General features: G+C 50.6%; 14 protein-coding genes. 1 reads left to right on the forward strand and 13 read right to left on the reverse strand.

The features are described from left to right. Nucleotides 1-162 precede the first annotated feature (162 nt). The gene (locus E3J62_07090) at nucleotides 163-453 is read left to right on the forward strand and encodes an ArsR family transcriptional regulator (protein TET45517.1); all 291 of its coding nucleotides are present in this window, start codon (nucleotides 163-165) and stop codon (nucleotides 451-453) included. A 313-nt stretch (nucleotides 454-766) separates the two neighbouring features. Here E3J62_07090 and E3J62_07095 read toward each other — a convergent pair whose 3' ends face one another. The 13 genes from E3J62_07095 to dnaJ form a co-directional block, all read right to left on the reverse strand. After that, complete coding sequence (locus E3J62_07095) at nucleotides 767-1,534, reverse strand: hypothetical protein (GenBank protein TET45518.1); 768 nt, start codon at nucleotides 1,532-1,534, stop codon at nucleotides 767-769. Nucleotides 1,535-1,937: 403 nt separating this feature from the next. Continuing rightward, nucleotides 1,938-4,103: an NTPase KAP gene (locus E3J62_07100; GenBank protein TET45519.1), complete on the reverse strand. Its 2,166-nt coding sequence runs from the start codon at nucleotides 4,101-4,103 to the stop codon at nucleotides 1,938-1,940. Between the two features lie 162 nt (nucleotides 4,104-4,265). Further along, nucleotides 4,266-5,405, reverse strand: coding sequence for a T9SS type A sorting domain-containing protein (locus E3J62_07105; protein TET45520.1), 1,140 nt, complete (start codon nucleotides 5,403-5,405; stop codon nucleotides 4,266-4,268). A 536-nt stretch (nucleotides 5,406-5,941) separates the two neighbouring features. Continuing rightward, the gene (locus E3J62_07110) at nucleotides 5,942-7,453 is read right to left on the reverse strand and encodes a T9SS type A sorting domain-containing protein (protein ID TET45521.1); all 1,512 of its coding nucleotides are present in this window, start codon (nucleotides 7,451-7,453) and stop codon (nucleotides 5,942-5,944) included. 290 nt (nucleotides 7,454-7,743) lie between these two features. Then, nucleotides 7,744-8,328 carry a hypothetical protein gene (locus E3J62_07115; GenBank protein ID TET45522.1) on the reverse strand — a complete coding sequence of 195 codons (585 nt, stop codon included), beginning with the start codon at nucleotides 8,326-8,328 and terminating at the stop codon, nucleotides 7,744-7,746. Between the two features lie 763 nt (nucleotides 8,329-9,091). Beyond that, on the reverse strand, nucleotides 9,092-10,807 hold the full coding sequence (gene rpoD / locus E3J62_07120; GenBank protein ID TET45523.1) for an RNA polymerase sigma factor RpoD: 1,716 nt from the start codon (nucleotides 10,805-10,807) through the stop codon (nucleotides 9,092-9,094). After that, the gene (locus E3J62_07125) at nucleotides 10,808-12,550 is read right to left on the reverse strand and encodes a DNA primase (protein ID TET45524.1); all 1,743 of its coding nucleotides are present in this window, start codon (nucleotides 12,548-12,550) and stop codon (nucleotides 10,808-10,810) included. Between the two features lie 222 nt (nucleotides 12,551-12,772). Next, nucleotides 12,773-15,094: an endonuclease MutS2 gene (locus tag E3J62_07130; protein ID TET45525.1), complete on the reverse strand. Its 2,322-nt coding sequence runs from the start codon at nucleotides 15,092-15,094 to the stop codon at nucleotides 12,773-12,775. Between the two features lies 1 nt (nucleotide 15,095). Further along, nucleotides 15,096-15,722, reverse strand: a complete 627-nt coding sequence (locus E3J62_07135; protein ID TET45526.1) for a CvpA family protein — start codon at nucleotides 15,720-15,722, stop codon at nucleotides 15,096-15,098. Between the two features lie 32 nt (nucleotides 15,723-15,754). Further along, nucleotides 15,755-15,931 (reverse strand): 30S ribosomal protein S21, encoded by a 177-nt coding sequence (locus tag E3J62_07140; protein ID TET45527.1) that lies wholly within the window; start codon nucleotides 15,929-15,931, stop codon nucleotides 15,755-15,757. A gap of 36 nt (nucleotides 15,932-15,967) precedes the next feature. Next, nucleotides 15,968-16,312 (reverse strand): histidine triad nucleotide-binding protein, encoded by a 345-nt coding sequence (locus tag E3J62_07145; GenBank protein TET45528.1) that lies wholly within the window; start codon nucleotides 16,310-16,312, stop codon nucleotides 15,968-15,970. Next, the gene (locus E3J62_07150) at nucleotides 16,312-17,079 is read right to left on the reverse strand and encodes a 16S rRNA (uracil(1498)-N(3))-methyltransferase (protein TET45529.1); all 768 of its coding nucleotides are present in this window, start codon (nucleotides 17,077-17,079) and stop codon (nucleotides 16,312-16,314) included. Before E3J62_07150 ends, E3J62_07145 begins: the two co-directional genes overlap by 1 nt. Further along, nucleotides 17,042-18,193: a molecular chaperone DnaJ gene (gene dnaJ / locus E3J62_07155; protein TET45530.1), complete on the reverse strand. Its 1,152-nt coding sequence runs from the start codon at nucleotides 18,191-18,193 to the stop codon at nucleotides 17,042-17,044. Before dnaJ ends, E3J62_07150 begins: the two co-directional genes overlap by 38 nt. Between the last annotated feature and the right edge of the window lie 9 nt (nucleotides 18,194-18,202).

The following is an 18,202-nucleotide window of genomic DNA, read 5'->3' on the forward strand; positions in this document are numbered from 1 at the left end:
CATCCCCCAACCACCTTCTTATATGCGCATGTTCACATTTGCGCAATTGCGCAAATGCGAGAATCCGCGACCGGAGATTCTGGTACTTGACTGAAGCCCCTCCGTCTGCTACGCTAGTGTCGCAGTGGCCTCTCTCATTCCCGCCGATTCAAAGAGGTCTCAATGGAAGATCTAAGAAGGGCTTTCAATGCCCTCGGAAATAGAAGGCGTCTCAAGATTCTCGTGTCACTTCTGGAATCAGGTGGGGCCACAGTCGGCGAGATCGCCCAAAGACACAGGATCCATATTACCAGCCCCTCCAGGCACCTGACGAAGCTTGAGTCCGCCGGCCTCCTAAGAACCCGGCAGCGCGCACAGTACGTCTACTATTCACCTGACACGTCCAGCAAGTCATCTACGATCCGAACCATCCTCGACCTGATCCGAAACTCACCCAAGCGCCGTATCAAATAATGTGCTTACTTGCGCATTTGCGCAAATGCGGGAATGTGCAAAAAGCATTCCGGTAGGGTCAAGGGATGGAGGGGACACACCTCGGTGCTTGACCCCCTCCTTCGCTCTTACGAGCTTAGAATACTCCGCTCGACTTCTCTCGGGAGGCCGTGAAACGGCCCGGGCAGGCGGGATTTCACGATGGATCTACGACTTGACCCTCCGAGTACTCGAAGGATTTTCAGCATTTTGACATTTCTGACCGCACCTAGTTGTATGCCAACTACCAGGCAAGTAACTGTATGGAGACAGTCCTACCGATGGCTGGATTCGGTCAGAGGTTATCCTGGTCCTTTTGCCAGATCGTCAGTCTTCCTTCTTCGTCGTGAATCTTTATCCAGCCCAACGGAGGCATCTTGCTGTCGTCACCTAGGGAGTCCTCCTGCCAACCCTGTCTTATCTTCACGAAGTCACCCTTCTGTTCAATGATCCTGAACGTCTTGTATTTGTAGTCATCCTTCTTAATGACGGTTGCCTCTGCGTCTTCCTTGGGCTGGGCATAGATCTTTCGTGTTCCGTCTTTTGAGCCGAAGAAGACGTCACTAACAAACCAACTAGGCGTCCCTATGGAGTCCAGCATGGCAACGTACGTGAAGAAATCCCGTTCCAGTTCTTCCAACTTGACCCATGTTCTAGAATTCTCGATCTGCTTGTACACTATCCGCAAGTAATCACCGGACCTACCCACAATGGGAAACCTGTAGCTCGCCACGTGCACTTCGATGAATTCAGGGTGGTATCCGAAATTGCTGACTGGTACCGTCCCGGCAAGCACATGAATGGGATTTGCGCGCGTGAACTTGCCGAGCGCTTTGTTGTAGGCCTTCATCTGAGCTTTTCCTGGCTCACGTGACGTAATCGTCAGAATACCCACAGCATCCTTCAGAACGTTTCCTGAGATGCTATCATACGGCACATGGTAGAGCTCGAAAGGTGCACCAGCAAAAGCAGCACTAGAAAACGAACAGACTGCAAAGCCAAGTGCAAAAGCGATATATCGGTTCATCCTCGAATAGTCCTTTGGCAAATTGTTTGGGTGCATGGGCGCCCTCCAGTTTCTTTGCCAAAACCCAGCCGAGTGTAGCAGAGAACACCCGATACGTCAAGGGGCTGTCCACAAGTACATCACCAAATCCCCACCATGTCTCAACCAACCCACGCTCTCACATGCGCATGTTCACATTTGCGCAATTGCGCAAATGCGCACATATGCACGCATTGGTCGATTCCGCCTTTTCGAGAAGCCGAAAAAGGCAAAAGTCGAATATCTCCTCAGCCGAACATGTTGACAATTGTGCACATGTCGTCATGTCGCTATTTTTACCAAGGGACTGTGCTTGAGCGCCGAGCATACCGAGGGGTACCTCGATTCAGTGGGTACTAATGGGACCTTGGGCGTTGAGTCCCGAGTCTGTCGGGGGACAAAGGTGATGTCTACAGTCCTTTCACTTTCGCCATGCCATCGGGGAATCTGGGTCTTCTCCGCGCTGGCGCATTTTGTATTCTTCTACGAACTGCGCTGCTGCGCTTCTCTGCCTTTCTGTCAGTTTCGCGCTATCCCTTAGACGTCTTACCCTATCAATAATCTCATCAGGATCAAACAGATGTTCAAACCACTTCGGGTCAAGCCGATAATGCTCTGTACCAGCCACGTCTGAGACGGACTGCCGGAAGCTTTTCTGTAGAAAACGCTCCAGGAGTATGACAAGGCCTGAATCATCCTTGATGACTCCATTGACCCAGGATTTGACTTCATCTATGGCATCCCAGTTTTTCCACATTGACAGAACTCGTGGCAATGCTGGCGCCTGCAAAAGTGTCTCCCCGGAGGCAGCCTGTCGTATCTTTTCGACAGCCACATTTTCAAGTTCTTTGAGATGTGCCTCAGTAACGAACCTTTTTTCCTCCTGATACGGCTCCTTCACGCCGTATTTTCCGTGTTCTTGGCCCAAGGTCGCAACCTCATCGACAATTGTGGAAATGGCGCCACCATTTGACATCCCCTCCCTCAGTATCTTGAATCTAGCTGGCTCATCCAGTCTCCGTAGCAGTTGTCTCAGAACACGTCCTATGTTAATCCCGACCCCGAGATCGAACATACTACTCCGTTCCCCTTCAGCAGCCACCAGATTGTCCCCCACTTCGAATAAGGCCTTTGCGATCTCGGGAATATGGTCAGGCGGGATTGCCTCTGCTGTGTAGTCTTCTAGTCGATTCAAAAATGCCCTAGCCTTCGTTCTCCCACCAGGGTATTTGTGCCCTGCAAGGTCCACCAGAGTATTCCCCAACGCTTCCGCATCTCCTGTATGTGCCAACAAAATCTCCATCTCGAGGTTAGAGATGCCAGTCTCCGGCACACTAAGGCGGAAATAGACCGAGAAGACATCTGCGCTGCACACGCGGAGTTCTTTGCGCCATGTGGACTCCCAATCAGATCCATAGTGCATGTTCGACCAGACTGCCTCCAGCTTCGGAAACACCTCCATTATGAGCTGCTTGATAGACTCTTGGTCAGTTTCAGCGATCTTCTTTAGCCACGATTCGTGGAAGGGCTTGAGCTCATCATCCAAAGACCCCCCACTAATCCCGTCGGAGCTCGGTCCAACAAATGCTTCAGGATTCCTCCGGATGATGTCGTATACGAAAGGACAGAAAACGCGCAGAGCCTCCACAGCAACAAAGTCAACGGGATTTACTTCTCCTCTGACAGGTGCGTACGAAACAGTTAAAGCATTGGACAGACGGACAACGTCCCTTGGGGTGTTTATGAAATGGTCAATTCCTTTTTTGTAGACATTGGCGAAGCGTGTACGATCAAACAACTCTTCATCAGTGCCAGCGGACACGGCATCAAGTCTCTCGAACAAGAGTTCTACGAGCGAGAACTTTTCGGGAAGAGGGAGTTCAAATGGTACTTGGACAATTTTCTCTAGATAGGCCTCGCCAGACATCCCCTGAATGGGCTGTAGGGCCTCTACAACAACCTTCCGGTCAAATACGAGAAGATAGATAACATTAGGAAAATCGGCAACTGACTTGATTACACGAAAGAGACTCCTTATTTCTTCTGCGGCAAGTCTGTCTATGTCGTCCATCACGACTAGTATTCGGTTCTTCTGATTCCTGAGCAAGCCGGAGATCCTAGACTTCACTTCGGGGACATCTCTCTCCTTGGGGCGTACTCTTCGGGCAAACAATTTGGCCCCAGCTGTGTACGGGGTCGGAATCACAGAAACCAGCTCAGCGAAGTCGGCAATTCCGACTCTGATTCCATCCCATATGTCCCCTCGGCTCCGGAGCACAGCCTGCAGTTGCACAAAGAAGCGCCTTGTGAGATCCTCATGGCCGGAAAACCACCAAGGGTTAAATCTCACGACGACTGGCTGTTCGGATTCAGACATCTGCTGCAGATAGTGAACCACGAAGTTCAGCAGCGTTGATTTACCTGAACCCCACGGCCCGTAGACGGCCATAACAAGACCCTCAGTGGGTGCCATTCTGCAAATTGACTCTGCAAGATGCTTCGCGAACGGAGCGTAACCCAGGTTGTCGTCGTCCGGATGCTCTTTCGGCCTATCAGCTGATAAAGTACCTTGGCTAACTTCTGTCATAGCAATCTACCTCCAGAAGACACGAGAAAGCTCTCTCTCGCGTCTCTCAATTCGAAACCTTGGCTCAACCTTTCCCCGGTGCTTGACACTATGACAGTTCTATTCCCGTTTACGCATTCGAGCGTTTGCCCTTCTGTACAACCTAGCAACGGAAGAAACCTTCTACCGACTCAGTACGATTACCTTCTCTGTTTCCACAGAACCCTCGACCGCGACGCGACAAACATATGAGCCTGATGGGAGATTACCAGCGTTCCACATCTCGCTGTAAATGCCCGAGGCTATGTGTCCGTCCCTGAGGGTAGTCACCAGCCTGCCGGAAACATCGTAGACGCTAATATTGACATAGCCTGAAATTGGCAAGGAGTAGTGAATTTTGGTGTTACCGTAGCAGGGGTTCGGATAGATATATAGCGAAATTGTCCGTTCAGGGCTGGTCTTAGGCTGCACCTCCATCTCCGCTATACCGGGCACAGTAAGCCAGGGATCGTAATCCACATAGTTGCTTACAATATCGCCTTTTCCGCCAGGATTTGTCCAAGGGTTGTAGGGACCACTGGCATCTCCCCACCAATTCCACTCTGCATCGACGAAGCCTGGACCGCCAGCCAGGTTCTGGACTCCGAACATGGTGTTACCAAAGATGTTATTGTAGGTCAACACAGTATTAGCGCTGGTAAGGCACGCCCCCCCTCCATCTGGCGCTGTATTGTACGCAATGGTGTTATTGCGACAGATACACCTGTCGCCACCGCCATAGATACCGCCTCCTCGCAAATCGGCAGTGTTGTAAACAATCAAATTCCATTCGATAATTCCATAACCTGAAATCGCACCTCCGGTGGTTGAACGATTGTTTTCGATCACATTTCCGCGAATTGTGGCTGAACCTCCCCCGATCGCTGCCCCCTGTGCACCGGGTGCGTAGCCATGGCGTATTGTGAACCCCTCAACCACAGCCAGTGAATCAGAGCGAGAGAAGCTAATAATGGGGTCTCCGGGCTGACTTAGGCCATTAATAATGGTGGAGTCAGGACCGAACTCGCTCCTGAGCACAATGGCTGGGACGTTTTCCGGCCACTTTACACGCAGAGTCTCGTGGTCTGCGAAATAGAGGCCAGGGGCTGCGAGAATGGTGTCCCCTGAATCCGCTAGAGTAAAAGCCTGCGGTATATTTGGCCAGCTGTCAGGGTAGCAGTGGATGGTCTTTGCTTGAAGAAGACAAGGGAACATAACAAGAATTACACAGACAATGAATATGCCTCTCATCCCGCCCTCCAGTTTTTGTTTTTGTGGGTGCATGGGCGCCCTCCGATTTCTTTGCCAAAACTCGGCTGAGTGTAGCACGCAAGGCCCGATACGTCAAGAGGCTAGCCACAAGTACATCACCAAATCCCCACGCCCCTATTTGCGTATGTTCACATTTGCGCAAATGCGCAAATGCGCACATATGCACGCATTGGTCCATTTTACCTTCTCAAAAAGCCGAAAAAGTCGAATATCTTCTCAGTCGAACATGTTGACATGTTGACAATTAACCAAAACAGAGACATTCAATAGTTGGGATCCTGAGCGAAGGCGAAGGGTGTGCACATGTCGTCATGTGGCTACTTAACCTAGTGCCTGTCCCCGATACTTCGAAATTCGGAAACAGTCCCCCACCTCACATATGCATATCTGCTCATGTGCTCAAATGAGCATGTGTTCAAATGTTCATGTGCTCATGTGCTCAAATGAGCATATGAGTATGTGAGAATGTGAACATATGTGTGAACGAGCATGTTTTGTCTCAGGTGGTGTGTTGGGGTCAAAGCTTGAGAATTGAATTATCACGCTGATCAACGGAGCAGTAGCATCTTCCTGGTGTCCGTGAAGACACCTACCTGTAGCCTACAGAAATAGATGCCGCTGGGGTTGTCCTTTGAGTTCCATTGAACCTTATGTGCACCACGCTCCTGTGTCTCATTCACGAGGGTCTCCACCAGTCGTCCGGTGATGTCAAACACCTGTAGGGTAACGTAAGCGGAGGCTGGCAGGGAGTAAGAGATCAAGGTGGAACCATGAAATGGATTCGGCTTATTCTGGAGCGGTTTTCGTTTTTCGATTTTCAATTCTGGATCTCGTTCCTGGATTCCCAGTACTTGCCCAAGACTGTCTGTCTTGATCAAATATATGTCATACGAACCCGCACCAAAAGACAACGTGAATCCTGCGATGATATACCCTCCGTCGGAGGTTTCCTGAACTGAGGAACCACCATCGGGGAAACTGCCACCGGGGTAGGTTCTTTCCCAGAGGAGGATCCCCCCAGAGTCGGTCCTGATAAGGTAAACATCCCATGTAGGCCAATCCCCGGTAACGCCTGTGATGATATACCCACCGTCAAGTGTCTGATACACAGACCTCCCCACATCGGCATAACTCCCACCGTAGGTTGTGTCCCAGAGGACGGTTCCCGCGGAATCCGTCTTAATCAGGTAAACATCTGTCGAGCCTGCGCCAAAGGATTCTGTTGCTCCTGCAATGATATACCCGCCATCCTGTGTCTGCTGGATCGAGGAGCCACGATCCGACAAATTCCCACCAAAGGTTTTTGTCCAGAGTGTGTCTCCCAGGGAGTCCGTCTTGATGAGATACACATCGCTGCTGTCTGAACCGAAGAAGAGGTAAGTCGAGCCTGCAATAATGTAGCCACCATCTTGAGTTTGCACAACTGAGTAGCCGCCTTGATACAGACTATCGCCGTAGGTCGCATCCCACGTAAGGTTCCCTAGAGAGTCCGCCTTAACAAGATAGACGTTAGTGCTGCTTGGTCCCATGGTTCTACCAACGACTATATAGCCCCCATCAGAAGTCTGCTGGACTGAAGAACCAATTTCATATGAAGAGCTGTCACCATATGTGGCATCCCACAGGAGGTTTCCTAGAGAATCAGTTTTCACCAGATAGAAGTCGCGATATCCTGCTCCAAAAGATTCTGTGAATCCTGCGATAATGAATCCTCCATCCAGAGTCTGCTGAACAGAGTAGCTTGCATCATCGAGATTCCCACCATAGGTTGTGTCCCATGTAACGGTCCCCATTGAATCTGTCTTGACAAGATAAAAGTCCCACAGGCCTGCTCCGAAGGACTCTGTGAATCCAGCCACAACATATCCCCCGTCGGGGGTCTGCTGGACGGAGGTTCCCCAATCCCAGGAAGTCCCTCCATATGTCTTCTCAAAGGTGATCATGCCGTGAGCCGGAACGCCTGCCAGCAGTATCCAAACGATGGCAATCAGTATCACTGACGAAGCGTGAATGCCTGAGGCTTTCATTCCGCCCTCCAGTATTTGTTTTTGCGGGTGCATGGGCGCCCTCCAGTTTCTTTGCCAAAGCTCGGCTGAGTGTAGCAGGAAACCCTTCGCCCGTCAACCCCCATACGCTATGCGACATGACAACATCGAAAATCGAAGACTGCCCCGATACTCTCAGGAACATGACGACATGTTGACAATTGTGCACATGTCGTCATGTCGGTGTTTAGCGTAATTGGAGTCAAACCCTGACATTTCCGTTTTGCCAGGCCAGGCGTTGGAGAGATCTATGCACGCTCATCACAGGTCAAAAGTCCATGCCTGTCCCCATGGTTTTCCTATGATCACCTTACGCCGAGTGTGATAATCTCTGGTTGCCCTACTCGTGCTTGGGTGAATCCCAGGTAGCCAGGAGGCGAGGAAAAGCCAAGTTCGTACTGCAAACTGTCCACACCCACAGAGGGGTAGGTCAAAACTGAGACGCCAGAGGAATCGGTGCTGGCTTCGAGAGTTGTATCAGCTGGTGGAAATAGGCGCACATAAAACTCAATACCTCCCACGGGGGCTGCTGTCTCAGGATCTACAGTGGTAACATTGAATCGGAATAGACTGTCGGAAGCTGCAGTTGGAACTGTAAGTGAATCGCGATAGGACGTGGTATCTCCTACCACAATGACAGTGTAAGTTCCGGCAGCAAGAACTCCTAGGGAGACAGCGTCTATTCTTGTCCAAACGTCATCGGGGCACGCGCCGCCCGTAAGATATTTGCCAAAGGGAGTTATGATGATATGATGATCAGAACGGTTTACTTCCACATATGCTATGGATCGTAGACAGCCCCCGCCATGCCAGATGTATTTGACCACAGCGTTTTCCCCTGCATCGATTCTGCCGGGGATGATCAAACCACGCAGAGGTACTTTAACCAATATGTAATCGCTTCCCGTTGGACTATGACACGAGGTACAAGCACAAAGTACCAGCACTGCGAGTAATATAGGTCCAACAAGACTCTTCATGATGGCCTCGGTCCTGCCACTCCTGTTGCCATTTGCCGTGGCAGGATTTGCAGTCAAGCCTTGAGAGTTGAGTATTGACAATCCTTCACCCGTCGCTCGTTTCCACAAAGAGGATGTTCTCGTCGCTTCCAAGATCAAACCCTGGAGCCCGTGTTTGACATTCTTCTTGTGGTTTGGGTGCATGGGCGCCTTCCAGTTTCTTTGCCAAAACTCAACTCAGTGTAGCAGGAAACCCTTCGCCCGTCAACCCCCCACTGAGATTACGAAATTCCCGTCATCGTCTCCCTGCACCTGCGAAATTGCGAAATTGGAAGAGCTTGCCGGAGATTGCTTCGCCCGCCTTCGCTCTTCCCAGCTTCGTCGGGCTTCGCCGGTGCGAGTTCAATCTGGCAAAGGTTAGCCACCACCTCCTACCCATCAGTAATCACCCCTCGCCCCTGGGGCGCGCCGCAAGCGGCGCTACTCCAGAAATACGAAAATAGAACCGAAAAAGCGAAGGATTCGCTTGAACCAGATTGCTTCTTCGCCCTTGCGGGCTCATCGCAATGACATTTGTTTTCTTGCTTTGGGTGGGTTATGCGCTGGGAGATTTGTTTCGTGTAGGAAGCTGAGGGGGAGGACGATCAACAACTGAGGGCCGCTGGCGACAGCGGCCCTTTTGTACTTTGTCTATCTATTCCGGCATTTTAAGAAAACCTTTCAGCTTTTTCGCTCGGGTGGGGTGCCTCAGCTTCCTCAGAGCCTTGGCTTCTATCTGCCTCACCCTTTCCCTGGTAACATTGAAGATTAGCCCAACCTCTTCGAGGGTTCTCGGACATTCATTATCAAGACCGAATCTGAGTTGAAGGACTTTCTGTTCCCTTTTGGAGAGGCTTCCAATCACATTTCTCAGCCTGTCCTGGAGCATCGCCAGTGCTGCTGAATGTGCGGGCGAGGTTTCCTTCACGTCCTCCAGAAAATCTCCAAGGTGCGTCTCTTCATCTTCGCCAATGGGTCGATCCAGGGAAATTGTCTCCTGGGCCACCTTGTATACTGATTTCACCTTTTCGGTGGGAAGCGAAAGCCTCTCCGCGATCTCTTCTGGTGAAGGCTCTCTTCCGTATTCCTGGACAAGGACCTTGGAAGCCCGGACAACCTTATGCATAACTTCAATCATGTGGACTGGAACCCTTATGGTTCTAGCCTGATCTGCTATGGCTCTCGTTATCGCTTGCCTGATCCACCAGGTCGCGTAGGTGCTGAACTTGTAGCCTTTTCTGTAATCAAACTTGTCCACAGCCTTCATCAACCCACCGTTACCTTCCTGAATCAAGTCCATGAACTCCAGGCCCCTGTTCGTATATCGCTTCGCGATACTGATGACAAGTCTCACGTTGGCCTCTATCATCTCCTGTTTCGCGCCTCCCACAACCCTTTCCCACCTTTCTATTTGACCAACCAGGGATTTCAACGAGGCACTGTCCATGCGAAACTCATGTTCATCCTTCTTGATTTCGGATTGATGGTCCAGTATCACCTTGGCCATTTCTTTCAGTTGGGCCTTCTTTAGTCCCAGCTTCCTGATCTGCCGGGCATTTGCCTTGCTTCTACTCCGACTTAGCCTTACAACCTCTTCAGGGGTAGCGGCCACTCTCCTTACTGTCCTTGAAATTTCGCGCTCCTCGCCCCTGATCCGCGCGCATGCAGCTTTCAGCTCCACCACGAACTTGTCCCGCTCTCTGTTTTGAACCTTGAGATTCATAACCCTGAAAAGAATCTTCTCCTGTTTCTTTTCTATTCGCGCCAGGCTTTCTTCCCGTTTTGACTCGGTCTTTAGCTTCTCAAGTCTGGTTCGGAGTTTTCTCACCTCACTCAAATCCCGGCCAACGGATTTTATAGTCCTTAGAACCTTCTGCTTCTCTCGCCAGCCGGTATATCTTGGAGACCAGTCACTAACATCAGCCTGAATCAACTCTTCGATATGGAGTTTTCCGTTCTTCAGCAGATCCTCAAATTGGAGGAGTTTCTCAACACTCCACGCCGCTGAGAAAACGGTTTCAGTCACCTTTTGATGGCCCTCCTCTATTCTCTTTGCGATTTCTACCTCTTTCTTCCTGGTGAGAAGGGGCACCTTCCCCATCTCCCTGAGGTACATCCTAACAGGGTCATCAAACTTCATCTTTGGTCTGAACTTCCCCGGAAGTTGAGTTGCAATCGCGTTCGAGTCCACGACCACCAATCCCATCCCCTGGAGCTTGGAGATAATCTTATCAAGTTCCTCAGAAGTTACGACCTCACGAGGTATGTGCTCGTTTATGTCCTTGTACGTAATTGAACCTTTTGAGCTTGCAAGCTCAGCAAGAGCATTCAAGTAGGGTTCGCGCCGCATAAAGCGTTTCCTCCTTGCCATCTATTTAACTACAGACTCCTTCCGCCTCAACTCAATAAGGCTCTGATATTCCTTTTGCAGGCGGCTTACGTCCTCTCCCCTGTCTTCCCTATCTCTCATCTCTTTCAGCTTATGTTTCATACTCCTTTCTATCCGGCTCTTTCTAATCTTTGAGATCAGACCTTCACATTCTTTGATCACATCAAACCCAGGCCCAGCGACCATCATCGAGCCTGAGATCGCTTTCAGCGCATCTCGGTCCGTTACCGGACTCAACAGGTCTGCGGCTTTCACCTCCCTCCCATCATCCTTCAACTCATAAATCTTACTGAAAACCTCTCTGGAAGCCGTTCCCAAAAAGTCATCAATGGTGAGCGACTCACTGGCCAGGCTCAGGGCTGCACTATCTGCAAGCATGAGCCCCAGAAGACGCAGTTCCAGTTCTTGTGGCCCCGCCGGCAAGACTGACGCCTCTGGCAAATCTTCCTTAAATGATGATCCAGGCATTGACCGGATGAGTGCGTCTTCCGACACAGAGAGTCTTTCGGAGAGCTCCCTCACCCAGAGGTCCCTTTTCACGATGTCTGGTATCTTGACCAAGCTCGAGGCTATCTCCTTTATGGCGTCGGCTTTTGCTCTCACCTTTGACATATCATATTTCTTTTTCAGAAGGCCGAGTTTGAAGTCGAAAAAGGTCAAGGGCGATTTGATGAGATCTAGAAGCACCTCTCCACCTTTTTCGCGCGCGAAGGAATCCGGGTCATAACCTCCAGGCAGAGAAACGACAGAAACATCCAGCCCGTGCTCCAGGAGTATGTCAAGGCTTCTCACAGCAGCTTCATCTCCAGCAGTGTCTGCGTCAAAGAGAATGACAACAGCTTCTGTGTATCTTGCTAGAAGTTTCGCCTGTCCGTCTGTCAACGCGGTTCCGAGAGATGCGACGACCTCTTCAATTCCCACGGACCGCAGTGACAAGAGATCAGTGTAACCTTCAACCATGATGGCCCGGCCACTCTTTCTGATCTCCTGCTTGGCCTCCCAAAGTCCATAGAGGATGTTCCCCTTTCTGTAAACCGCCGTGTCAGGAGAGTTCATGTACTTGGGGGTTGAATCGCCGACAGACCTACCTCCAAATCCCACAACCCTGCCTGAGAGGTTCCGAATAGGGAACATCAGCCTGTCCCTGAATCGATCGTAGGTTCTTCCACTTTCCGACTTAACAAGGAGCCCGGCTTTCACCAAAACATCTTCAGACTTGGACTTCGCAGCACTTTTGAGGCCATCCCAGGAAGATGGGGAGTAACCAAGGTGAAACTTTTCAATGAGCGTCTTACCAAACTGCCTCTTCTTTACATAGTCTCTACCCCTCTTCCCTGACTCCTTTCCCGCAAGAGTCTCAAAGAAGAAGTCATCAGCCCACTCGTTCGCTTTGTAAATGGCTTCCCTGGGCCCGCTAGTCTTGTCGGGTTCCTTGAGCCTTATCCCGGATTTCTTGGCCAGCAGTCTGACTGCTTCCGGAAAACTCAGTTTCTCCATCTCGATCAGGAAGGTGTATACATTGCCACCGGCCCCGCAGCCGAAACAGTGGTATACCTGTCTTTCAGGAGAAACATAAAAAGAAGGCTTCTTCTCCGAGTGAAAAGGGCAAAGAGCCGTATAGTTCTTGCCCGCCTTCTTGAGGGAAATATACTCGGACAGAAGCTCTACGATATCAGTTGCTTCTCTTGTTCCATCTATGTCTTCTTGGCTCAGCCGGGCCGCCATCGGAGCGATAATATCTCCTTAGAAATCATCTTAAATATAGCTAAAATGATGGACTTCGCAAGTCCACGGACGCATTTTTCTTCAAGAACTTAAGCTAGGCCTTCCTAAGTGCCTTGATTCGCAGGTACAGTGACGTTCCATTCAAGAGACACTGCCCCAGATTGCTCACTCAGCACTTGTCCTGAGTGAATGAATTCGTCATCGAATTCGTGAATTGAAGGACTAAGTATTTAGTTTTACGATAGTTACACCCCATCCACCCTCTTCTGGTACGCCCTCCCTGAATGATTCAACCCTCGTATCGGCCCTCAGGGCCTCCTCAATTGCTCTCTTTAGAATCCCCTTCCCCTTCCCGTGGACGATGCTCACTCTTGTGAGCCCTGACATCACGGCTCTATCTATATGTCTATCAAGGGCTTCCAGTGCTTCCTCCTTGGTCATTCCCCTCAGGTTGAGCTCGAATTGTCCCGAGGGTTCGGGCAGTCTGGTCGTAGAAGCCAGGTCCTCGGCTGCAACCTCAAGCTTCCTCACAGACCAGATTGGGACTTCGCACCTCACCTTGCCCACGTCAATCCGTGCTGAGTTCTTTGAAATAGAAACGACTCTGCCAGCGGTCTTAAAGGGCTCCACAAAGACGAGGTCTCCCGGCTCGGGTGGTTCTCCTCCCACCTTCTGACTCTGTTCAGATTCCTCGTACTTCCTGAGTTCGCTCTCCAGAAGCTTCTTTCCCTTCCTGACCACGTCGGAGCGGGCCTGGGATTCTTTTATTTCTCTGACCAGATTCTCAACCAGAGCTCTTGCATTCTCAAGCTCGCGTCTTGCCTGTTCTTTTCTCCTTTTCTTGGCGGTTTTCTCTTGCTTGCGAATGCTCTCAATCCTCTTGTCGAATTCAGAAATGAGTCCGTCGAGACGCTTGCTCTCCAGCATTGCTTCCTCAGCAAGTCTGTCCGATTCAGCAAGCGACTTTTCCAGGGAGGCAATAATGTCTTCTGCCCACGAACTCCCCTCAACAGCGTACCTCCTGGAGCTCTCCAGAAGCTTGGGATCCATGCCAAGTCTTTCGGCTATCTCAAAAGTGTTACTCGAGCCGGGAATCCCCATTCTCAATCTGTAGGTTGGCTGGAGTGTTTCTGGATTGAATTCAACACTGGCATTGCTCATCCCTCCTGCTGCTTGTACAAAAATTTTGAGATCTCCATAGTGACTTGTGGCAATGGTTCGGACATCCCTTCTGGTAAGCTCTGAGAGGACTGCCATGCCAATACCTGTGCCTGAGCGTGGATCTGTGCCTACTCCAAGTTCATCAAGGAGGACCAGAGTTGTGGAATCCGCTTCCTCCATGACCTTGACAATGTTCCTTACATGCGATGAAAATGTGGACAGGTCGCTTTCAATGGATTGTTCGTCTCCGATATCTGCAAATACCTTTCTGAATATGGGAAGATTGCTCCCTGGGCTGGCAGGAACATGCATTCCGCATTGACAGAGGAGGACAAGAACTCCCACTGTCTTCAGGGCAACCGTCTTTCCTCCCGAGTTTGGACCGGATATAAGAAGTGTCTTGTACTCAGGTCCAAGTCTCAAATCCAAAGGGACAACTCCCTCAAACCCCTTCTTCTCAACAAGAACAGGATGCATCCCTCCTCTCACATCTATCTTCCCGGAATCATTTATGTCTGGCCTTGTGCAGTGGAACTCTGAGGAAAACCTGACCTTTGCAAGCAAAAGGTCAAAATGCTTCAGGACATCAACGGATCTTCTTGCCTCTTCAAGCCTCTTTCTCAACATCGTACTGAGCCTGCCGAGGACTTTCTTTATCTCTTCCTCTTCTCTCCTCCTGCTGCTCTGTAGTTCGTTGTTCCGCTCAAGAACAGAAAGAGGCTCCACAAAAAGGGTCGCTCCGCTTGCAGATGTATCATGGACAACGCATTTCAGCCTTGCCTTCGCTTCACTCTTTATGGGAATCACATACCTTCCCTGCCTCATGGTCACCAGGCTTTCCTGGACAATATCCTGTTTTGACCGTATCAGGGAGTTCAGTTTCTCCCTTATGACCTCCTTCGTTTCTTCTCTTCTCCTTCTGATCGAAGCAAGCTCTGGACTTGCCGAATCGAGGACCAGTCCCTCCTCGGATACGGATTTGAAAGCAGCATCCTCAAACTCCTGGTAGGACAAAAAGTCGGAGGCCAAAGAGGAGAGAAGTGGATAGTCCTCCTTATTCTTTTCGAAGTAGACCTTTGCCGTTCTTCCAGCCTTCAGAGTCCCGGCCACACCGAAAATGTCATCAGGGGATAGAACTGCTCCCTCCAGAGAGCATCTCTTGAGAGCATCCCTTATGTCTCTTATGGTACCAAAAGAGAAACCACCCGAGTCCAGCGCCTCGCCAAGCTCAGTGACTCTATCCATTTCATCCTCAATCTCCTGGAGGTCAAATGAAGGAGCCAGTTCCTGTGCTGCAGTAGTCCCGAGGGGAGAGGTTGCCTTTGATGCAAGAATCGATCTTATCTTTTCGAACTCCAGCACCTGAAAAGTGTGGGTATCCATCTTAGATTCGCCTGGTGGAGAAGATCCCTGATACAATCTCAGAAATAGCCAGGGCCGGATCAGCCTGTGTTGATTCGCCAACAGCGCGAAATTCGGGCAGCCCGGACCTGATTTTGCCTCTTGTACGGTCCAGGATCCTGAGCAGGGCAGGTGCAGCTGCCCGCAGATATTTCCTGAAAACTGGTGCTGTTTTCTCAACAGCCCCGTACATGAATGAACCCTTCATCTGGCTTGCCGCCCCACCTCGGAAAGGAACAACAGATAGGAGCAAGAGGATGACAAATATGATGAGACCGGCCTTTAGAAGGCCTAGCAGCCCGCCGCCCAGACGATCGAATATGGAAAGAGGAGACGCTCGAACAATCTTATGGAGAACGTACCCAACAATATGAAACACCACAACGAGTCCAAGAAAGACTGCGACGAACCCAATCAGAAGCGAAAGCGCCGCTGGTATGGCCACCCACTTCTCCACCCAGGACGCCGCAAATCCCATCAAATGGAGGGAAATGAAGAAACTCACTACTATTCCGGCGAGGATCAGGACTTCTCGTATGAAACCCTTCACCAACCCCATAAGAAAGAAGATGGATAGAACCAAAAGACCCAGCAGGTCAATCCAGTTCATTCAGATTCCACCCCAGACCAGATAGCGCTAGACTACCGCTTGCTCCTCCTTCTGGCAGCAAGCACCTTTTTCTTCTTCTTCTCACTCGGTTTCTCGAAATGCTGGTGCTTGCGTATCTCGCTGAGGATCCCGGCCTTTTCGCAGGCCCTCTTGAACCTCTTGAGAGCTGACTCAAAGGACTCGCTGTCCTTCACTCTAACTTCGGCCATAACCTAGAATTCACCCCCCCATCCTTCAAGTATTGTTCATCCAGGCGGCCACTCCATCGGTCTTCCACCCATCAAGTGAAGATGGATGTGTTGAACCAACTGGCCACCATCTTTTCCATAGTTCAGTACAAATCTGTAGCCTTTCGATTGAAGCCCTTTCTTCCTTGCAACGGATACTCCGGCCTGCACCATTTTTCCAAGAAGACCTATCTTCGATTCCGGGATGTCCACGACTGTGGCAATATGCTCCTTGGGTATTATCAAAATGTGAACCGGTGCCTGCGGGTTTACGTCCTCGAAAACCAGTACATCCTCGTCTTCCTGTAGTATCTTTGATCGTATTTGTCCTGCTGCGATCTTACAGAAAATGCATCCTTCCATCAGATGTCACCTAACCTTTGAAGAACAAGAGTGGTAAGCACGACGGAAGCAGTTTCTGATCGGAGTTTCCTTTCACCAAGAGTCAGAGTAATTGCTCCGGCAGACCTTGCAGCCTCAACCTCACTCTCCTGCAAACCCCCCTCTGGGCCGACTCCAATCAGAACTGAGTTTGTTCTCTTAGTGTCAACATCGATCATCCTGTTCTTCTTCTCTTCTTCCCATCCTAGTACAAAAAGATCATACTCCTTAGACAGAGTGAGCAGGTCGTCAAAGCTGACGACCCCTGAAATCGCCGGGAGTATGGATCGCTCTGACTGTTTCATGGCAGCTACGGAGATTCGACGCCACCTCTTTACTTTCCCTCCCTCGTCGTCGGGTAGAACGGTCGACCTTGCTGAGACGAATGGGATGATCCTCTTCACCCCTAGTTCAGTCAGCTTTTCCACTGCGTAATCCATTCTCGAACCTTTCAGGACCCCCTGGGCAACCGCAATGGAAGAGATTGGTTCGTGTGGCCGCCTCCTCTTCTTCACAATTCTTGCTTCGACCAGCGAGTCGGAGATTCGACCGATTTTTGCCTCGTACACCATTCCTCTTCCATCCACGGCGACTATTCTGTCTCCTATCCTGTGCCTCAGAACATGCGCGGCGTGGTGAGCTTCATCGTCAATAAGAAGGAGCGTGCTCCTTTTCACGTTTTTTGGTTCGCAGTAGAAGTATGGCACGACTCTACTCCCGGGTCGAGTACTTACCAGGTGGAGGAGGATCGTCTGTTCTCACATCTTCAAGTTGCCCGAGGAGGCTTTTCTCCTGAGCAGAAAGTTTCCGAGGTGTCCACACAATGACCTGAACGAGTTCATCTCCCCTACCATAGTTGCTGAGGCGCGGCAATCCTTTACCTCTGAGCCTGAAGACCTTTCCCGACTGCGTGCCCGGAGGTACCTTCAGCTTGACACTGCCGTCCAGAGTGGGAACTTCCACCTTCCCCCCGAGCGCCATTGTACTGAAAGGCGCAAAAACGCGACAGGCTATGTGTTCTCTGTCCCGTTCAAAAATTGGGTGTTCCTTCTCCTCAACTACTACAATCAGATCACCAGAAGGAGTACCGTTCCTTCCAGCATTTCCCTCTCCTGGCAATGGAATGTAATTGCCCGTTGAGACACCAGCAGGTATCGAGATGGATATGGTTTTCTCCTTCTTCACTCTACCATCGCCACCACACTTCGGACAAGGGTCAGTGATTATTCTCCCCTCTCCGCCGCACTGGCGACACTGTGTAACGTTGACGACCCGTCCGAAGATAGAACTGGACACTTGCTTCAATTCCCCTGTTCCCCTGCAGGACGGACAGGTGATGGGGGTCGAACCCTTTTTCGCTCCAGTCGCCCCACATTTAGCACAAGTCTCATACCGTTTCAACCTTATTTTTTTGCGTGTTCCTGTTGCTATCTCTTCGAGTTTGAGCTTCACGTGGACTCTTATGTCCGACCCTCTTGCTGCTGCGCGACGCGTCCGCCGCGTTGCTCCACCACCAAGGAACATATCAAAGATCGATGATCCGCCGAAGAGGTCACCTAGGTCGCCAAAGATGTCTGCTATGTCGGATCCTCTGGTGAAGTCTTGCCAGGTGAATCCTCCCCTACTGAAGGCATCACTCACGCCCTGATGGCCAAACTGGTCATACCTGGATCGTTTTTCCGGGTCCATGAGGATCTCATAGGCCTCAGAAATCTCCTTGAATTTCTCCTCGGAAGCCTTAGGATTGTCCCGATTTGCATCCGGATGAAACTTCTTGGCGAGCTTTCGATAGGCAGATTTTATCTCGTCTTTGGAGGCAGACCTGGAGATTCCGAGAGTCTCGTAGTAATCCCTCTTTGTCATGTGCTCCAC

The sequence above is a fragment of the candidate division TA06 bacterium genome, from assembly GCA_004376575.1.
Classification (GTDB): Bacteria; Hydrothermota; DG-26; order E44-bin18; family E44-bin18; genus E44-bin18.

Bases quoted from the DNA above. Each gene is read 5' to 3' on its own strand.
- E3J62_07095 (TET45518.1), bottom strand. From the start codon at position 1,534: ATGCACCCAAACAATTTGCCAAAGGACTATTCGAGGATGAACCGATAT.
- rpoD (TET45523.1), bottom strand. From the start codon at position 10,807: ATGGCAAGGAGGAAACGCTTTATGCGGCGCGAACCCTACTTGAATGCT.
- E3J62_07140 (TET45527.1), bottom strand. From the start codon at position 15,931: ATGGCCGAAGTTAGAGTGAAGGACAGCGAGTCCTTTGAGTCAGCTCTC.
- E3J62_07100 (TET45519.1), bottom strand. From the start codon at position 4,103: ATGACAGAAGTTAGCCAAGGTACTTTATCAGCTGATAGGCCGAAAGAG.
- E3J62_07145 (TET45528.1), bottom strand. From the start codon at position 16,312: ATGGAAGGATGCATTTTCTGTAAGATCGCAGCAGGACAAATACGATCA.
- E3J62_07130 (TET45525.1), bottom strand. From the start codon at position 15,094: ATGGATACCCACACTTTTCAGGTGCTGGAGTTCGAAAAGATAAGATCG.
- E3J62_07110 (TET45521.1), bottom strand. From the start codon at position 7,453: ATGCACCCGCAAAAACAAATACTGGAGGGCGGAATGAAAGCCTCAGGC.
- dnaJ (TET45530.1), bottom strand. From the start codon at position 18,193: ATGACAAAGAGGGATTACTACGAGACTCTCGGAATCTCCAGGTCTGCC.
- E3J62_07105 (TET45520.1), bottom strand. From the start codon at position 5,405: ATGCACCCACAAAAACAAAAACTGGAGGGCGGGATGAGAGGCATATTC.
- E3J62_07125 (TET45524.1), bottom strand. From the start codon at position 12,550: ATGGCGGCCCGGCTGAGCCAAGAAGACATAGATGGAACAAGAGAAGCA.
- E3J62_07090 (TET45517.1), top strand. From the start codon at position 163: ATGGAAGATCTAAGAAGGGCTTTCAATGCCCTCGGAAATAGAAGGCGT.
- E3J62_07135 (TET45526.1), bottom strand. From the start codon at position 15,722: ATGAACTGGATTGACCTGCTGGGTCTTTTGGTTCTATCCATCTTCTTT.